The organism is Escherichia sp. KTE159 (assembly GCF_000408805.1).
Taxonomy (GTDB): domain Bacteria; phylum Pseudomonadota; class Gammaproteobacteria; order Enterobacterales; family Enterobacteriaceae; genus Escherichia; species Escherichia marmotae.
This window is the reverse complement of sequence record NZ_KE137292.1, coordinates 1,456,547-1,472,847: the sequence shown is the minus strand read 5'-3', so window position 1 is coordinate 1,472,847 and position 16,301 is coordinate 1,456,547. Positions and strand designations below refer to the sequence as shown.

At 45.8% G+C, this 16,301-nt stretch carries 13 protein-coding genes and 1 pseudogene; 9 read left to right on the top strand and 5 right to left on the bottom strand.

The window, feature by feature from the left end:
- The first annotated feature begins 39 nt into the window (after window positions 1-39).
- The 9 genes and pseudogenes from A31E_RS14520 (at window position 40) to cdtC (ending at window position 6,987) form a co-directional block, all read left to right on the top strand.
- On the top strand, window positions 40-639 hold the full coding sequence (locus A31E_RS14520) for an Ail/Lom family outer membrane beta-barrel protein (RefSeq protein WP_001228229.1): 600 nt from the start codon (window positions 40-42) through the stop codon (window positions 637-639).
- A 64-nt stretch (window positions 640-703) separates the two neighbouring features.
- Window positions 704-1,070: pseudogene (locus A31E_RS26760) on the top strand (prophage tail fiber N-terminal domain-containing protein); the annotation flags it as partial.
- Window positions 1,071-1,502: 432 nt separating this feature from the next.
- Window positions 1,503-1,832 (top strand): phage tail protein, encoded by a 330-nt coding sequence (locus A31E_RS26755; RefSeq protein ID WP_410402909.1) that lies wholly within the window; start codon window positions 1,503-1,505, stop codon window positions 1,830-1,832.
- 1,246 nt (window positions 1,833-3,078) lie between these two features.
- Window positions 3,079-3,360, top strand: a complete 282-nt coding sequence (locus tag A31E_RS14530) for a hypothetical protein (protein ID WP_000654144.1) — start codon at window positions 3,079-3,081, stop codon at window positions 3,358-3,360.
- 9 nt (window positions 3,361-3,369) lie between these two features.
- A complete protein-coding gene (locus A31E_RS14535) occupies window positions 3,370-4,074 on the top strand; it encodes a tail fiber domain-containing protein (RefSeq protein ID WP_000235972.1) in 705 nt (234 codons plus the stop codon).
- Window positions 4,075-4,084: 10 nt separating this feature from the next.
- On the top strand, window positions 4,085-4,375 hold the full coding sequence (locus A31E_RS14540; RefSeq protein WP_000355611.1) for a hypothetical protein: 291 nt from the start codon (window positions 4,085-4,087) through the stop codon (window positions 4,373-4,375).
- 511 nt (window positions 4,376-4,886) lie between these two features.
- The gene (cdtA, locus tag A31E_RS14545; RefSeq protein WP_000358617.1) at window positions 4,887-5,600 is read left to right on the top strand and encodes a cytolethal distending toxin type IV subunit CdtA; all 714 of its coding nucleotides are present in this window, start codon (window positions 4,887-4,889) and stop codon (window positions 5,598-5,600) included.
- Complete coding sequence (gene cdtB, locus A31E_RS14550; RefSeq protein WP_000734594.1) at window positions 5,597-6,418, top strand: cytolethal distending toxin type IV nuclease subunit CdtB; 822 nt, start codon at window positions 5,597-5,599, stop codon at window positions 6,416-6,418. The genes cdtA and cdtB overlap by 4 nt, the downstream gene beginning before the upstream one ends.
- Window positions 6,415-6,987, top strand: coding sequence for a cytolethal distending toxin type IV subunit CdtC (gene cdtC / locus A31E_RS14555; protein ID WP_001220161.1), 573 nt, complete (start codon window positions 6,415-6,417; stop codon window positions 6,985-6,987). The genes cdtB and cdtC overlap by 4 nt, the downstream gene beginning before the upstream one ends.
- 69 nt (window positions 6,988-7,056) lie before the next feature.
- Here cdtC and A31E_RS14560 read toward each other — a convergent pair whose 3' ends face one another.
- The 5 genes from A31E_RS14560 to nifJ form a co-directional block, all read right to left on the bottom strand.
- Window positions 7,057-8,541, bottom strand: coding sequence for an alpha/beta hydrolase (locus tag A31E_RS14560; RefSeq protein ID WP_001226090.1), 1,485 nt, complete (start codon window positions 8,539-8,541; stop codon window positions 7,057-7,059).
- A 184-nt stretch (window positions 8,542-8,725) separates the two neighbouring features.
- Window positions 8,726-9,676 carry an omptin family outer membrane protease gene (locus A31E_RS14565; protein WP_001201817.1) on the bottom strand — a complete coding sequence of 317 codons (951 nt, stop codon included), beginning with the start codon at window positions 9,674-9,676 and terminating at the stop codon, window positions 8,726-8,728.
- 1,014 nt (window positions 9,677-10,690) lie between these two features.
- Window positions 10,691-11,125: a universal stress protein UspF gene (uspF, locus tag A31E_RS14570; RefSeq protein WP_010376343.1), complete on the bottom strand. Its 435-nt coding sequence runs from the start codon at window positions 11,123-11,125 to the stop codon at window positions 10,691-10,693.
- 140 nt (window positions 11,126-11,265) lie between these two features.
- Complete coding sequence (gene ompN, locus A31E_RS14575; RefSeq protein WP_000837952.1) at window positions 11,266-12,399, bottom strand: porin OmpN; 1,134 nt, start codon at window positions 12,397-12,399, stop codon at window positions 11,266-11,268.
- Window positions 12,400-12,764: 365 nt separating this feature from the next.
- On the bottom strand, window positions 12,765-16,289 hold the full coding sequence (nifJ, locus tag A31E_RS14580; protein WP_000628247.1) for a pyruvate:ferredoxin (flavodoxin) oxidoreductase: 3,525 nt from the start codon (window positions 16,287-16,289) through the stop codon (window positions 12,765-12,767).
- Window positions 16,290-16,301: the final 12 nt, after the last annotated feature.

Genomic DNA, 16,301 nt, shown 5'->3' with positions numbered 1-16,301 from the left:
AATGGCGCCTTTTTTATTGCAGAAAAGCGAGAGGTAATTATGCGTAAATTATGTGCTGTTATTCTGTCTGCAGTAGTCTGGCTGGTCGCCGCTGGTACGCCAGCGAGTGCAGCAGAGCATCAGTCCACACTAAGCGCCGGGTATCTTCAGTCCCATACTGATATGCCCGGCAACGATGACCTGAAGGGCGTTAACGTGAAATACCGTTATGAATTTACGGACACGCTGGGGCTGGTGACGTCATTCAGCTATGCAGGAGACAAGAATCGCCAGCTTACCCGTTACAGCGATACCCGCTGGCATGAAGATTCCGTACGTAACCGCTGGTTCAGCATGATGGCGGGGCCATCTGTGCGCGTGAATGAGTGGTTCAGTGCTTATGCGATGGCGGGTGTGGCTTACAGCCGTGTTTCGACGTTCTCCGGAGATTATCTCCGCGTAACTGATAACAAGGGGAAAACGCACGATGTGCTGACCGGAAGTGATGACGGTCGCCACAGCAACACGTCTCTGGCGTGGGGGGCTGGCGTGCAGTTTAACCCGACCGAATCCGTGGCCATTGATATTGCTTATGAAGGTTCCGGCAGTGGCGACTGGCGCACTGACGGTTTCATCGTTGGTGTCGGTTATAAATTCTGATTAGCCAGGTAACACAGTGTTATGACAGCCCGCCGGTTCAGGCGGGCTTTTTTGTGGAGTGGATATGGCAGCAGTAAAAATCTCAGGTGTGCTGAAAGATGGTGCGGGAAAACCAATACAGAACTGCACTATTCAACTGAAGGCAAAGCGTAACAGCACCACGGTACTGGTGAACACGGTGGCCTCTGAAAATCCGGATGAAGTCGGGCGTTACAGCATGGATGTTGAGTATGGCCAGTACAGCGTCATCCTGCTGGTTGAAGGTTTTCCGCCTTCACATGCCGGGACCATTACCGTCTATGAAGGCTCCAGACCAGGTACGCTGAATGATTTTCTCGGCGCCATGACGGAAGATGATGTCATGCCGGAGGCATTGCGTCGTTTTGAGGAAATGGTGGAAGAAGCGGCACGCAACGCTGAAGCCGCCTCTCAGAGCGCAGCGGCGGCAAAGAAATCCGAAACTGCAGCGGCATCATCGAAGAACGCGGCGAAAACCTCAGAAACGAATGCAGCTAACAGCGCACAGGCGGCAGCGGCCTCGCAGACTGCATCGGCAAATTCCGCGACAGCAGCTAAAAAATCAGAAACCAACGCGAAAAATAGCGAGACAGCAGCAAAGACGAGCGAAACCAACGCAAAGTCCAGCCAGACGGCAGCGAAAACCAGCGAAACGAATGCTAAAGCCAGTGAAACTGCGGCGAAAAATAGCCAGAATGCAGCAGCCGAAAGCGAGAGCGCGGCAGCCGGTTCTGCGACTTCAGCAGCTGGATCAGCAACTGCTGCGGCTAACAGCCAGAAAGCAGCGAAGACGAGCGAAACTAACGCAAAGTCCAGCCAGACGGCAGCGAAGACCAGCGAAACGAATGCTAAAGCCAGCGAAACTGCGGCGAAAAACAGTCAGGATGCAGCGGCCCAAAGCGAGAGTGCTGCAGCTGGTTCTGCAAGTGCGGCGGCTTCTTCTGCCACTGCATCAGCCAACAGTCAAAAAGCTGCAAAAACCAGTGAAACCAACGCAAAGGCGAGCGAGACTGCGGCGGCTAACTCGGCGAAAGCATCCGCTGCAAGCCAGACGGCTGCAAAAGCAAGTGAAGACGCAGCCAGAGAGTATGCAAGCCAGGCTGCGGAGCCGTATAAACAAGTTTTGCAGCCGCTTCCCGATGTGTGGATACCGTTTAACGATTCACTGGATATGATTACGGGCTTTTCGCCGTCATATAAAAAGATTGTTATTGGTGATGATGAAATAACGATGCCTGGCGATAAGGTTGTAAAGTTTAAACGCGCATCGAAAGCAACCTATATTAATAAATCTGGTGTGCTGACAGAGGCTGCCATTGACGAGCCACGATTTGAACGTGATGGCCTGCTTATTGAGGGGCAAAGAACAAACTACATGCTCAATTCGGAAAACCCTGCCAGTTGGGGGCGATCGTCAAATATGGATGTTCCCGAAACCGGGACGGATAGTTTTGGTTTTACCTATGGAAAGTTTGTCTGTAACGATTCTCTGATTGGGCAAACCTCAGCCATTAATATGGCATCAATTGCTGCAACAAAGTCAGTTGATGTCTCAGGCGATAATAAATACGTGACAACCTCATGTCGTTTTAAAACAGAACTGCAGGTAAGGCTGCGTATCCGGTTTGATAAATATGACGGTAGCGCAACAACTTTTCTTGGTGATGCGTATATTGATACACAAACGCTTGAAATTACTATGACAGGCGGTGCTGCCTCAAGGATTACTGCGAGAGTCAGAAAGGACGAAGCTACCGGATGGATTTTTGCAGAGGCAACAATTCAGGCAATTGATGGGGAGTTAAAAATAGGTTCTCAGATACAGTATTCTCCTAAGCAGGGCGGGGCAACCGTATCTGGTGACTATATTTATCTGGCCACCCCACAAGTAGAAAATGGGCCTTGTGTATCATCTTTTATTATATCAGGAACGACGGCGGCGACCCGCGCAAGCGATATAGTTACAGTTCCCATTAAGAATAATCTTTATAATCTTCCTTTTACGGTTCTTTGTGAGGTACATAAGAACTGGTATAAAACGCCAAATGCAGCGCCGCGTGTTTTTGACACCGGCGGTCATCAAACCGGAGCGGCTATTATTCTTGGCTTCGGTCGTTCAACAGATTACGACGGATTTCCTTATTGCGATATTGGAGGAGCTAACAGACGGGTAAACGAAAACGCATCGCTTGAAAAAATGGTTATGGGGATGCGTGTAAAGTCAGATCAGTCTACGTGCTCAGTAAGTAACGGGCGTATATCCAGCGAAACAAAAACCACATGGTTCTATATTCAGAACACCGCAATTATCCGTATTGGAGGCCAGACTACAGCCGGGTTACGTCATTTATTTGGTCATGTCAGGAATTTCAGAATATGGCACAAGGCATTGACTGATGCTCAGGTGGGGGAGTCAATCTAATGAAAGATTTAACACTCAAATTTGCCGACAGGGCCGACTTTTCGGCCTTTATGGAGAGTGCTGGCTATTATGATGACGAGTCGATGCAGGATGATATTCTTATTGACGTGATAGGTAACGTGTACAAAGAAACCGGAGAGCTGACTGAAGATGGCGAACCGATATGTGTTAAGGAAGATGGATATTTTGTAAACGTGCGCATCATTAATGATGCAAAAAAATCGTCAATATTCGATAAATACGCGGTTGTTGTTGAGCATCAACTTCGTGGCTGGATGTGAGGCAGAAAAATGGCTACATCGACAGTAATTCCAGGAGATATCACCAAGCTAAAGGGAGATGTCAGTAAAGCTAAGGAAGATATTTCATCAATTAGCGGAAAAGTATCAACGCTTCAGACTGATATGGACAGTGCAAAGCAGGATATCAGTACCAGATACACGAAAACTGAAGTGGATAATAAGCTGAAAAACAAAGTGGAAGTGAACGATCTGGAAAGCGGTCGTTATGGCGGAGATTTTTATCCACTGACAGGTCGTGAAGCGTTTTATTTATGGAATTTGGCCACGACTACAGCTGCGGCAAACCTTTATCTTAATCCTGACCCCGCAATTTCGTCTGTGCTGCGGTCAACATCGTCTATCCGCTATAAACATTCAGTAGAGACGATAGATTCAGAGCACGCCGATCTCATTTTCAAGATGCGCCCTGTGTGGTACAGGTCGCAATGCGAAAATGACAGGCGCGATTGGGGATTCTACGGATTGATTGCCGAGGAAGTAGGAGAAATTGCCCCTCAGTTTGTACACTGGCGACCAGCTAACGAAGATGATGCTCCTGAAGCTATTTCCAGCAATGGCCTTGTTGCCGAAGGCGTAATGTACGAACGTCTGGTTGTTCCACTGATTCACCATATCCAGAAGCTGACTGAAAGAGTTGATGAACTTGAGTCAGAATTAAAGTTGTTATTAACTTCCCGAAGCGATATTGGATAAAGGAGGAGTAATGGATATAACACCTTTCCTTCACGCGCTTTGTGCTGTGGCTGCGCAGGTACTGGTTGGTCTTTTTACCGGGAACTGGGCTTACGGAGCGATAGCCGGTTGTACGTTCTTCATTGCGCGTGAACATACCCAGGCAGAATATCGCTGGATTGGAATGTTCGGGCATGGCAAGCGGATTAACATGCCGTGGTGGGGCGGTTTTGATCCACGTGCATGGGATATGGCAAGCATGATGGATTTTGCTGTGCCGGTGGTGGCGTGTCTGCTGATCTGGCTGTTGGTTAATCGCTAACGTCATCATGTCAGGGGAACATGGCAGGGGCTGGTTTTACATAAAAAAGCCCACCAGTGAGGTGGGCAACAGGAATGATTAATTATCTCAAAGAGAAACATCATGTTTCTCTTTGCAACTTCTAACATGAAAATGTGGAGAAATAATGGAGTTTATATTAACTGGTGATTATGCAACCAACTTCTTATGCAAAACAATATAGTTATTTATACCTGACTGGTCTTATGCATACACCTAAACAGGTGTATTACGTAATGAAACAGACTGGCGAATATGTTTGAGCAAACTCCACTGAACCGCAGACGTTATGGTCATGTTGCATAGTGTTTTGGAATATAAAGAATTATATATGAGCTCGCTGTTTGTAACCTGAAAAACAATAACGAATGTTATAATAAACTTGTTTGTTGTGCTGCTTTCACATTTTCTCATTAATCTTACCAGTAATATTTTTGTTGCTTTGTTGTTTCTGTTTTTTATAAAAAAGAGGTGGTGCAGAGGAGGAAATATAGTGGATAAAAAACTAATTGCATTTTTGTGCACACTTATAATTACTGGTTGCTCGGATGGGATCGGTGATTCACCTTCGCCACCGGGAAAGAATGTAGAATTAGTCGGAATTCCAGGGCAAGGTGTCGCTGTTGCTTCAAATGGCACATCTCCAACATTTGGGAGCAACAGTACTGACTTTCCTGATGTTTCAATAATGAGCACAGGGGGAGCGATGCTTACTGTTTGGGCCAGACCTGTCCGTAACTGGCTTTGGGGATATACTCCGTTTGATTCAGTAAGTTTTGGAGAGAATCGGAACTGGAAGGTTGTGGATGGTAAAGATGCCGGTACAGTGAAATTTGTTAATGTTGCCCAGGGGACTTGCATGGAGGCCTTTAAAAACGGGGTGATACATAATACCTGTGATGATAATTCGTTATCTCAGGAGTTTCAGTTACTGCCTTCTACTAATGGTAATGTGCTTATAAGAAGTAGCGCCTTGCAGACGTGTATAAGAGCAGACTATTTAAGCAGAACTATACTGTCACCGTTTGCTTTTACAATCACCCTTGAGAAGTGTCCTGGTGCAAAAGAAGAAACGCAAGAAATGCTATGGGCAATAAGTCCACCTGTCAGAGCGGCAAAACCAAATCTGATTAAACCAGAATTAAGACCATTCAGACCATTGCCAATTCCACCTCATGACAAACCTGATGGAATGGAGGGAGTATGAAAAAATTATTATTCCTGTTAATGATTTTGCCGGGTATTTCTTTTGCAGATTTAAGCGACTTTAAAGTTGCAACCTGGAATTTGCAGGGCTCAAATGCACCGACAGAAAATAAATGGAACACACATGTTCGACAACTTGTCACGGGAAGTGGTGCTGTTGATATCCTGATGGTTCAGGAAGCTGGTTCAATACCATCTTCAGCTACACTAACGGAACGTGAATTTCGTACACCAGGTATCCCAATGAATGAGTATATCTGGAATACTGGAACGAATAGCCGTCCACAGCAGCTTTTTATTTATTTTTCGCGAACTGATGCTCTTTCTAATAGAGTAAATTTAGCGATAGTATCTAACAGAAGAGCTGATGAGGTGATTGTATTATCACCTCCAACAGTGGCATCGCGTCCGATCATTGGAATAAGAATAGGTAATGATGTTTTCTTCTCAACTCATGCATTGGCAAACCGAGGTATAGATTCTGGAGCAATTGTTAACAGTGTTTTTGAGTTTTTCAACAGACAAACAGATCCTATAAGACAGGCCGCTAACTGGATGATTGCAGGAGATTTCAACCGTTCACCTGCTATGTTATTTTCAACACTTGAGCCGGGAATCCGTAATCACGTGAATATTATTGCACCACCAGATCCAACGCAGGCCAGTGGTGGAGTGCTTGATTATGCTGTAGTTGGAAACTCAGTGAGTTTTGTGCTTCCCCTGTTGAGGGCTTCGCTGTTATTTGGGTTGTTAAGAGGGCAAATTGCCTCTGATCACTTTCCGGTTGGCTTCATTCCCGGAAGAGGAGCTAGAAGATGAGAATAATTATTACGATTTTGGTTTTATTGCTGACGGGATGTACTTCTGATGCGGTAAATCAACGAGGGCTTCTCACTCAGTTTGCTGGCAACAATGCTTCTGGAGATCCTGAACCCAGACCTGTGTTGGTTAATATTAGAAACGTTCTTACTGGTGGGATACTCAGAAACCCTGTAGGTCGTGACTTCAATGTAAATAATTGGGTTATATCAGAAGTAAAGACTAATGATTTGGATTTGATATCGGCACCGGGGGGGCATGTTCAGATAAAAAACCCTGATGGTAATGAATGCCTTGCAATTCTAAATGGGCAATTAGCAGTGGCTAAACAATGCACTGAAAGCAATCGCAATGCATTATTTACATTTATAACCAGTGAAACTGGAGCTGTGCAAATCAAGTCGATTGGAAATGGTCAATGTTTGGGGAATGGAGAAAGTGTTACAGATTTCAAGTTAACAAAATGTGTTAATGATCTGAGCCGTCCTTTTGATACGGTGTCGCCGGGATTACTCTGGATGCTGAATCCACCATTATCTCCGGCAATAATGTCTCCATTGACGATCTAATCCGGAATTATCAATAAAACCGCAGCACGTCGTAAGCAAGAGCGTGCTGTGGTTGGATGCTATTTTTTATTATTGTATCTCTACTTCAGCATTTCCTGGACAGGATATATCTTCTGTTTTCTGTGGAGTGAGCAGGTGATGTACAACTGCTTTATCCACACATAAATTGACTCCGGTAAGAGCTAATGTATGCCCATCACCATTTATTGTCAGTAACGGGCTGGAAAATTTCTCTGCCATCTTGCGAGCATTAATCCAGGGCGTTGTTGGGTCGTATTTGTGTGCAACAAACAGTAAACCCGAGGGCAGAACTGTATTTTTCAGGCGAGTTTTGTTCAGGTCGCTATGTATTGGCCACAATTCACAAAAATCAGGTGAATCAGAGCGTCCATTGTCAAAGTTAATAGCTGGGAAGGCATTCGCAAGAGCGTCTTTTCGGGATTTTCTCTCTTCTGGTGTTAATTTCTCATCTCCCTGATCAACACAAAGGATTACCCCCAAAGCATCGCTTGACTCTTCTGAGGCTATTGGAGCACTGAGCGCAGTTTCAATTTCATTACTGACAATCCCCTGTGAGAACTGGCGTATGGCAGTTGCAAGGGTTGGCCATGATGAACGCCATAATAGAAGGTCTGTTGTTAATGATATGAGTTCATCTGAAGATATATTTTCTCCCTTGCTGTCGATTAAAGGTCTGTGATGCAATTTTAATAACAGTTCGTGGAACTGAGTTATTGCCTTATCTCTGTCTGAAGAAAGCGGGCAACTTTTTGTACGCGCACACCAGGATGCAAAGCGATCAAACGTTTCCTGATAACTTTGTGCCTGTTTGAGTTGCCATGTGAAGTTGTCCTCCAGGTCATCAATATCGACGACTCCATCCAGAACGATAGATCTGACGTTGTAAGGAAAACGTTCTGCATATAAGGCTGCAATTTGTGTTCCATACGAATACGCCACGGCTGTCAGTTGTTTATCACCCAAGGCTTGCCTAATACGATCAATATCATATACAGCCTCATTAGAGCCGATATGGCGAATGACTTCGGCTCCGGTATTATGGATACAGGCATTAATTTTATTTAGTACTCGTTGCTTTTCGGTTATGTTTTCCTGAATCTCTGTATCTGATTGCTGGCAGTTTATTGTCGGAGTGGACTGTCCGACGCCTCGAGGATCAAATCCAATAATATCCCATGACTCACGCAGATTTGTGACTGGCCAGTCAAAGTTAATATAAGGATTTATGCCTGGTAACCCGGGCCCACCACTTATTATCAGGATGCTTCCTTTATGCTTGCTTTTTGCCGGCAATTTTGTCAACGCTAGTTTGACTTGTGATTTTTTTTCATAAGAAGCATCTCCGCCTATATTTGTATATTTTAATGGAACAGACAAATAACCACATAGTAAGTCAGGAGACGGTTTTTCCTCAGCAAACCAGTGGTTGAATTGACTGGTCATACAGGATTGCCACTCGATCTGCTGGGCAGATACGGTTACGGGTAGAAGTAAGGTTAAAACAATCTTGAAATGAGCAATTATCTTTCGCATTGTGCCTCTGAATATCAGTATAAAGATAAAATTTGAATATATTGACCCCTGTGTTGCGGTAGGGGGCTACACGTTACGGATATTGGTCAAATGAGTACAAAATTAGAGAATGTTGTTTACTTTGAATAGCAGATAAACTCCCCGGGGCTATGCATTACCACCGGGGAGATTTTAGTTAACGGTGTTAAAAGGTGTACTTAAGACCAGCAGTAGTGATGAAATTATAGTTTTCTATGCCTGCACCATTTTTGCTGTATTCAGAAGTATTATCATTATGGTCATAAAGTGAAGTATCACCTTTCTTATTCGTAACCCGATTCCATGCGCCTTCAACATAAACTTTTGCGTTAGGTGTTACGTAATAACCTGCATTGACTGCAATAGAATAGTAATTTTGGTCTTTGACCTTACTGCGATAAGTGATTCTTTTTACACGGGCATAGTGTTCATCGTTATCAGATGCTTCCACCCAGCCACTGTATTTAAATGTGCCACCAAACTCAAAATCTTCATAACGGTAACTACCCGTCAGGCCAATATAGGGCATTTTAAAACGTTGTTTATAGCCTATTACTCTTTCTCCATTCGGGATGGAGCCGATATCATCTCTGAATCCCTCGTCAGAGTATATATAGGAACCACCTCTGGCTGTAAAGCTATAACGGCTTTCCTGATATCCGGCCATAAGCCCCAAGCGGTAATTGGATTCGTTGAGGAGCCAGCCTTTGATATTCAGATCAAATTCGTTGGCAAAATTAAGGCGGGTATCGGGATGTCTGCTTTCATCTGTCCAGATGCCAGGTTTATCTGGGTCCTGCCAGTCACGGTCAATCATATTACCCCCTTTCTGACCGAGAGTAGTCCAGCCAGCAGCCCCGACCGATACCTGGGGCATCAAATCCCAATTAATTGCACCTTTAATAATTGCAGCGTTATTGAATTTCCAGTCGAGTTGACTGACTTTTTGGCCTCCTTCTTCGGCTAGATAAACACGCTCTTTTGTTTTTCCGCTCAGAGTTCCAAGACTAATGTCCGCATTTATGTTGTCAGGTGTAAACGATAAAGTCTCGGTAGAGGCAAAAGAGCAGATCGCAATAGGGGTTGTCAGAACTATTCCCAGAAGTTTCGCCCGCATAAAGGTCTCCATTCAATCGTTTTAATGATTTAACATGTATTTTTTATATCTAACTTGATGAGTCAATTGTATATTGTTTAACTGTTTATGGTTTGTTTAGGTTTGAATTATTATTTGGTTGCATTAATACTCTGTGGTTAAATTACCTGATAAGGTTTTGTTTTGCGGTTTAAAGCTTTGGGGTTTTTCTTCTTACTGGTATTTTTATCTATACATTGTTATTCATTTAGACGCATATTAACAAAAATATCATTGTTGTAGGTATTGCTACAGTACTCTTGTTCAGTTTTTTCTGGTTGTGGCCGCTCATGTATCGGTGAAAAGGGGGCGGTGAGTCTGGCGGGGGCGTATCGCCAGACTCACAGATATGGGCTTCGACCCAGCAAAAATAGATGGAAAAAAGCAAAACAGGCACCACACGTCATGCATAGATTCAGATTGCTTATAATTCACCAATACAGATAAAAATCGTAAAGAGACCCGCGATACGTCACATGCAAGGACGTTCCACAACAGGCTGGATAACTTTCGATAGCGTGAGTATTGAATGATTTCCAGCCGAAACAGATTCTCTTGGAAAGAACTCATGGGCGCAATTTGCAGACTACAGATTGAGAAATTCTCGCATTTTTCGGTGGCAAAAATGGGGCAAAACACTGCAAAAGGGGCAAAAATGGGGCAAAAAAAGAGTGGGTTATCGTGGCTTATTGTAGTTGCCGATAATGTTTAACATATTGAAAAATAAATAAAATACTTATGGGTCAGATAGTTGTGATTTTTGCCCTTACTTGTTCAGGTTGTATTGTTCTTTCTTACTAATTTCTTGATTTTGCAACATTTAATAGTAGCTCAATTCATTATATGGCATCAGAAGAGTATGCATCATGCCGGGATATCCGACAGCAGAAGTCTGATATAAAAACAGTGGCGTGTATGGTACGGATTAGAGGGGAAAATGTCAGCACATTTGCGAAATGAATCAAAAAGCCCGCAGCGACGTGCGGGCGTTAGTTATTAGCGCACGACCAGCACTGAACACTCTGCATGACGTACTACGGCAGCGGCGTTAGAGCCGAGCAGGTAGGTGGTAATATCCGGTCGATGGGAGGCAATGATGATCATATGAGCAGGGATCTTTTTCGCCATTTCCAGAATGCGGTCTTTTGGCGAACCTTCTTCAACATGGATATGCACTCTGTCAGTCGGCAGTTTGAATTTTTTAATGACTTCTTCCAGTTGCGATTTGGCTTCCGCTTTCAGGTCATCCATTGCCGGTAACTCTGCGGAATACGCTAAACCCAGAGAGGCATAGTAGGGCAGCGAAGGTATTACCGTCAGGAAATGAACCTCTGCATCATCAATTTTTGCCTCGGCTTCAACGTGACTAATCACGCGTTGAGTTAATTCTGAGTCTGAAATATCGATAGGGACAAGAATCGTTCTGTTCATAAAACCTCCTGTTTTAGTATCCGCATAAAGTGTAACGCCAGATGACACTTTTTGTGTAATGACGGAGTTCACATTTTTAATTTAGATTAAGCAGGATTCAATAAGTAGAAAAAGCCCGCCAGAGAGGCGGGCAGGCAGGATTAGAACTGATAAACCAGACCTAAAGCGACAATATCATCGGTAGAGATACCGTTGGCAGCGTAGAAGCTGTCATCTTCATCCAACAGGTTAATTTTATAGTCAACATAGGTTGACATATTTTTGTTGAAATAATATGTCGCGCCAACATCTGCGTATTTGACCAGATCTTTATCGTCAACACCGGCTGGATTATCAACACCACCAGCAGCGTTCAGGTCACGCCCTTTAGACATCAGGAAAGACACTGCCGGACGCAGGCCAAAGTCAAACTGATATTGGGCGGTGACTTCAAAGTTCTGGGTCTTGTTCGCAACGGCGTAATCACTGTTGCCAAATGGCGTCATATTACGTGTTTCGGAATACATGGTTGCCAGGTAGATGTTGTTAGCATCATATTTTAACCCGGCAGTCCACGCATCGGCTTTATCGCCACCCGCCACAGTATGATTAACCTGATCATTGGTGCGGTCTGAGGAGGTGTATGCTGCACCCGCACTAAAGCCCATACCTAAATCGTAGGTTGTGGAAAGACCCCAGCCGTCGCCATTTTCATGACGAACATCACGTCCGTTATTCGTACCTTCCTGACCATTGCTCGCGCCTTCGTTGTTACCCTGATATTGCAAAGCGAAGTTCAGTCCATTAACCAGACCGAAGAAATCAGAATTACGATAAGTTGCTACGCCATTAGCACGACCGGTCATAAAGTTGTCCGCATTCGTGTAGGAGTCACCGCCAAATTCTGGCAGCATATCGGTCCAGCCTTCTATATCGTACATTACGCCGTAATTACGTCCGTAATCGAAAGAACCGTAATCAGCAAATTTCAACCCGGCGAATGCCAGACGAGTCCAGGATTGATTTTTTGAGGATTCAGTATTGTTTGCCTGAATATTGTATTCCCACTGACCATAACCAGTGAGTTGATCGTTAATTTGTGTTTCGCCTTTAAAACCAAGACGTGCATAGCTCTGATCGCCATCTTTCGCTGAACTATCAGAAAAATAATGTAGACCATCAACTTTGCCATAAAGATCCAATTTATTGCCGTCTTTATTATAAATTTCTGCCGCATGAGCAGCTCCTGCGGAGAGCAGGGCAGGAATTAAGAGTGCCAGTACTTTGCTTTTCATTGAAAAAATCCTTTAGTTATTTTATTTGCCTTTCTTTCCCTGTTCGGGAAGTGAAAACATCCTAAAGGAAAAGTTCCATTAGCCGATAAGTGTCATTTGTTACGTCTTAAGTAAAACCTTAATCAAATAATTCTTGAGAAATGACAATAAGTTTGATGAATGTTTTAGTGGTGATACATATAAAATAAAAATTATACATTTAAAAAGTGATGCGTTATTCTGCGCGGGTTATATGCCTTTATTGTCACAGATATTATTTTCTGTTGGGGCATTGCTACGATTACTTATTTCCCAACAAATAAAAAGACAAGCCCGAACTTTCATTCGGGCTTTTTTTTGTTCAGGATAATCCTTACCCTGTTACTCTACTCGGTGCCACTTTTATCCGTTTTCCCCGCCATTTGCGCGAGGAAATCATAGCGTTTTTGCAGATCGGCTGCGGCATCTTTCCATAACTGTTCCGCCACTTCTGGCTGTTGCGAATTCAGACGGCGGAAACGTTGTTCATGGAGCAATGTTTCTTCCAGAGCCTCTGATGGTGGACGTGAATCCAGCGCCAGTGGCAGTTTGCCTTCATCGGCACGACGTGGATCAAAGCGATACAGCGGCCAGAAGCCGGTTGCGGTGAGTTGGCGCATCTGGTCGTGACTCAATGCCAGGTCATAACCGTGCTCTTCACATGGACTGTAAGCAATGATCAGTGACGGCCCTGGATACGCTTCCGCTTCCTGAATCGCTTTCACTGTCTGGTTCAGTTGCGCACCGAGAGAAATCTGCGCCACATAAACATGACCGTACATCATCATACTGACGCCGAGGTCTTTACGCGCTTTGCGTTTGCCGTGTTCACCAAACTTCGTTACTGCACCAAGAGGGGTTGCTTTCGACGCCTGACCGCCGGTATTGGAATAGCATTGCGTATCCAGTACCAGAATGTTGACGTTTTCCGTCAGACTTAATACATGATCCAAACCACCGAAGCCGATATCGTAAGCCCAGCCGTCGCCACCAATCAGCCATATTGATTTTTCCACCAGCGCATCAGCGTCGCGCAGCAGTTCATGAGCTTCAGCGATATCCTTTAGTTGCTGGCGCAACGCGGCAACCTGTTCGCGACGAACCTCTGGCGTGGCATCTGATTTCAACGCTGCCAGTAACTCCGCCGGGATTTTATCGGCAAACTGATCCAGCAGACGCAAAACACGGACACGATGCTGATCGACCGTCAGGCGGAAGCCCAGGCCAAATTCGGCATTATCTTCAAACAGTGAGTTCGCCCAGGCCGGACCACGACCGTTTGCATCAGTGGTATACGGTGTGGATGGCAGGTTACCGCCATAAATCGACGAACATCCGGTGGCGTTAGCGATCAACATTCGATCGCCATAGAGCTGAGTAAGCAATTTGATATACGGCGTCTCGCCACAACCGGAACAAGCACCAGAATATTCAAACAGCGGTGTGATCAATTGCGATGTACGAATATCAATACGTTCCAGTTTACTGCGGTCGATTTCTGGTAAGTTGAGGAAGAAGTCATAATTGATTTTCTCTTCTTCCACATGCTCCAGACGCGACATCATATTGATGGCTTTGATATCAGGATCCTGACGGTCTTTCGCCGGGCAAACTTCAACGCACAGATTACAGCCGGTGCAATCTTCCGGTGCGACCTGCAACACATACTTCTGCCCGCGCATATCGCGCGATTTCACATCCAGCGAATGCAGGCTGGCAGGGGCGTTTTCCATTGCTTCCGGCGGAACCACTTTTGCGCGAATAGCGGAGTGTGGGCAGGCGGCGACACAGTGGTTACATTGGGTACAGAGTTCCTCTTTCCAGATGGGGATCTCTTCGGCAATATTGCGTTTTTCCCAACGCGTTGTGCCCATTGGCCATGTGCCGTCTGGTGGTAGCGCCGAAACGGGGAGGGCATCGCCAAGTCCGGCGAGCATTGCAGCGGTGACGGTTTTAACGAAATCAGGCGCTGCATCGGAAACCACCGGTGGCCGATTCGCACTGTGCGGATTTACCGGTTGCAACGGGACTTCTTCCACGGATTCACGCGCCAGCGCCAGTGCCTGCCAGTTGCGTTCCACCAGATCCTGACCTTTGCTGCTGTAGCTTTTGGCAATTGCGCCCTGCAATTCAGCCAGGGCACTGTCGCCAGGCAGAATTTGCGTCAGGTGGAAAAAGGCCATCTGCATTACGGTGTTAATGCGCGCTGCCAGTCCACATTCACGGGCAATTTTCGCTGCATTAATCACATAAAAGCGAGCTTTCTTCTGATTCAACACCGCCTGAACTTCTTGCGGCAGCCGCGACCAGACTTCTTCGGCACTGTACGGAGTATTAAGCAGGAAAATACCGCCAGGTTTCAGGCGTTCTGCCATCTGATATTTGTCGATAAACTGCAACTGGTGGCAGCCAACAAAGTCTGCTTGTGAAATCAGATACGCGGATCGAATTGGATGCTCGCTCACACGCAGGTGAGAAACTGTCAGACCACCGGCCTTTTTGGAATCGTATACAAAATACCCCTGTGCATACCACGGGGTGGAATTACCGATAATCTTGATATTGTTTTTGGTCGCGGAAACGCTGCCGTCACTGCCCAGACCGTAAAACAGGGCTTCCAGCTTCGCGGAGTTTGGCAGGGTATTTTCTGGCAATGGCAGTGACAGATTGGTCACATCATCATAAATACCCACGGTAAATCGTGGTTTTGGTTTGGCTGTGTTAAGTTCGGCAAATACTGCCAGCACACAGTCCGGGCCAAACTCTTTGGAAGACAGACCATAGCGCCCACCAATGACGCGAGGCAATGCCTCACGCTCGCCATTATTAAAGGCTTCTGCCAGCGCGGTCATCACATCCAAATAGAGTGGTTCTGCCTGGGCACCCGGCTCTTTGGTGCGATCCAACACCGCTACGCTGCGTACGGACTCCGGTAGTGCTTGTAGTAAGTGTTTGGCGGAAAACGGACGATATAGTCGAACTTTCAGCACCCCAACTTTTTCGCCACGGGTCAGCAATTCGTCTACCACTTCTTCACAGGTGCCAATAGCAGAACCCATCAGGATTATCACCCGTTCTGCCTGTGGATGACCGTAATACTCAAAAGGCTGATACTGACGACCCGTAGCGGCGGCGAAATCATTCATTGCCTGTTCAACATGGTCGTAAACTGCGTTGTACCATGGGTTAGTTGCTTCACGAGACTGGAAGTAAGTGTCAGGATTGGCGGATGTACCGCGGATCACCGGATGTTCCGGATTCAGCGCACGGGCGCGATGAGCATCAATTTCTGCCTGCGGTATCAGTTCAAGAATAGTGTCGTCGGCCAGTGGAACGATTTTGTTGATCTCGTGGGAAGTACGGAAACCATCAAAGAAATGAATAAATGGCACACGGCTTTTTAGTGTCGCGATTTGCGAAATGAGGGCGAAATCTTGCGCTTCCTGAACGTTTGCCGCACACAACATGGCGCAACCGGTCTGGCGCACCGCCATCACATCTGAATGATCGCCAAAAATAGAGAGCGCATGAGTAGCGACGGTTCGCGCCGCCACATGCAGTACAAACGGTGTCAGTTCGCCCGCCAGTTTGTACAATGTCGGAATCATCAGCAACAAACCCTGCGATGATGTAAACGATGTAGAGAGTGCGCCCGTTTGCAAAGCGCCATGCACAGTCGCGATAGCGCCAGCTTCGGACTGCATTTCAACTACGCGAGGTGTATCTCCCCACACGTTTTTCAAGCCGTTTCCGGCCCAGGCATCAGCCTGTTCTGCCATCGTGGAACTCGGGGTAATAGGGTAGATGGCGATAACTTCACTGGTGCGAAATGCCACCGAAGCTACCGCGCCATTACCGTCAATTGTGATCATACGACACCCTTA

Excerpts from the sequence above, each read along its gene's own strand:
- A31E_RS14520 (WP_001228229.1), top strand. The coding sequence starts at position 40 with ATGCGTAAATTATGTGCTGTTATTCTGTCTGCAGTAGTCTGGCTGGTC.
- A31E_RS14535 (WP_000235972.1), top strand. The coding sequence starts at position 3,370 with ATGGCTACATCGACAGTAATTCCAGGAGATATCACCAAGCTAAAGGGA.
- ompN (WP_000837952.1), bottom strand. The coding sequence starts at position 12,399 with ATGAAAAGCAAAGTACTGGCACTCTTAATTCCTGCCCTGCTCTCCGCA.
- A31E_RS14530 (WP_000654144.1), top strand. The coding sequence starts at position 3,079 with ATGAAAGATTTAACACTCAAATTTGCCGACAGGGCCGACTTTTCGGCC.
- A31E_RS14540 (WP_000355611.1), top strand. The coding sequence starts at position 4,085 with ATGGATATAACACCTTTCCTTCACGCGCTTTGTGCTGTGGCTGCGCAG.
- A31E_RS14565 (WP_001201817.1), bottom strand. The coding sequence starts at position 9,676 with ATGCGGGCGAAACTTCTGGGAATAGTTCTGACAACCCCTATTGCGATC.
- A31E_RS14560 (WP_001226090.1), bottom strand. The coding sequence starts at position 8,541 with ATGCGAAAGATAATTGCTCATTTCAAGATTGTTTTAACCTTACTTCTA.
- cdtB (WP_000734594.1), top strand. The coding sequence starts at position 5,597 with ATGAAAAAATTATTATTCCTGTTAATGATTTTGCCGGGTATTTCTTTT.
- A31E_RS26755 (WP_410402909.1), top strand. The coding sequence starts at position 1,503 with ATGCTAAAGCCAGCGAAACTGCGGCGAAAAACAGTCAGGATGCAGCGG.
- nifJ (WP_000628247.1), bottom strand. The coding sequence starts at position 16,289 with ATGATCACAATTGACGGTAATGGCGCGGTAGCTTCGGTGGCATTTCGC.
- cdtC (WP_001220161.1), top strand. The coding sequence starts at position 6,415 with ATGAGAATAATTATTACGATTTTGGTTTTATTGCTGACGGGATGTACT.
- uspF (WP_010376343.1), bottom strand. The coding sequence starts at position 11,125 with ATGAACAGAACGATTCTTGTCCCTATCGATATTTCAGACTCAGAATTA.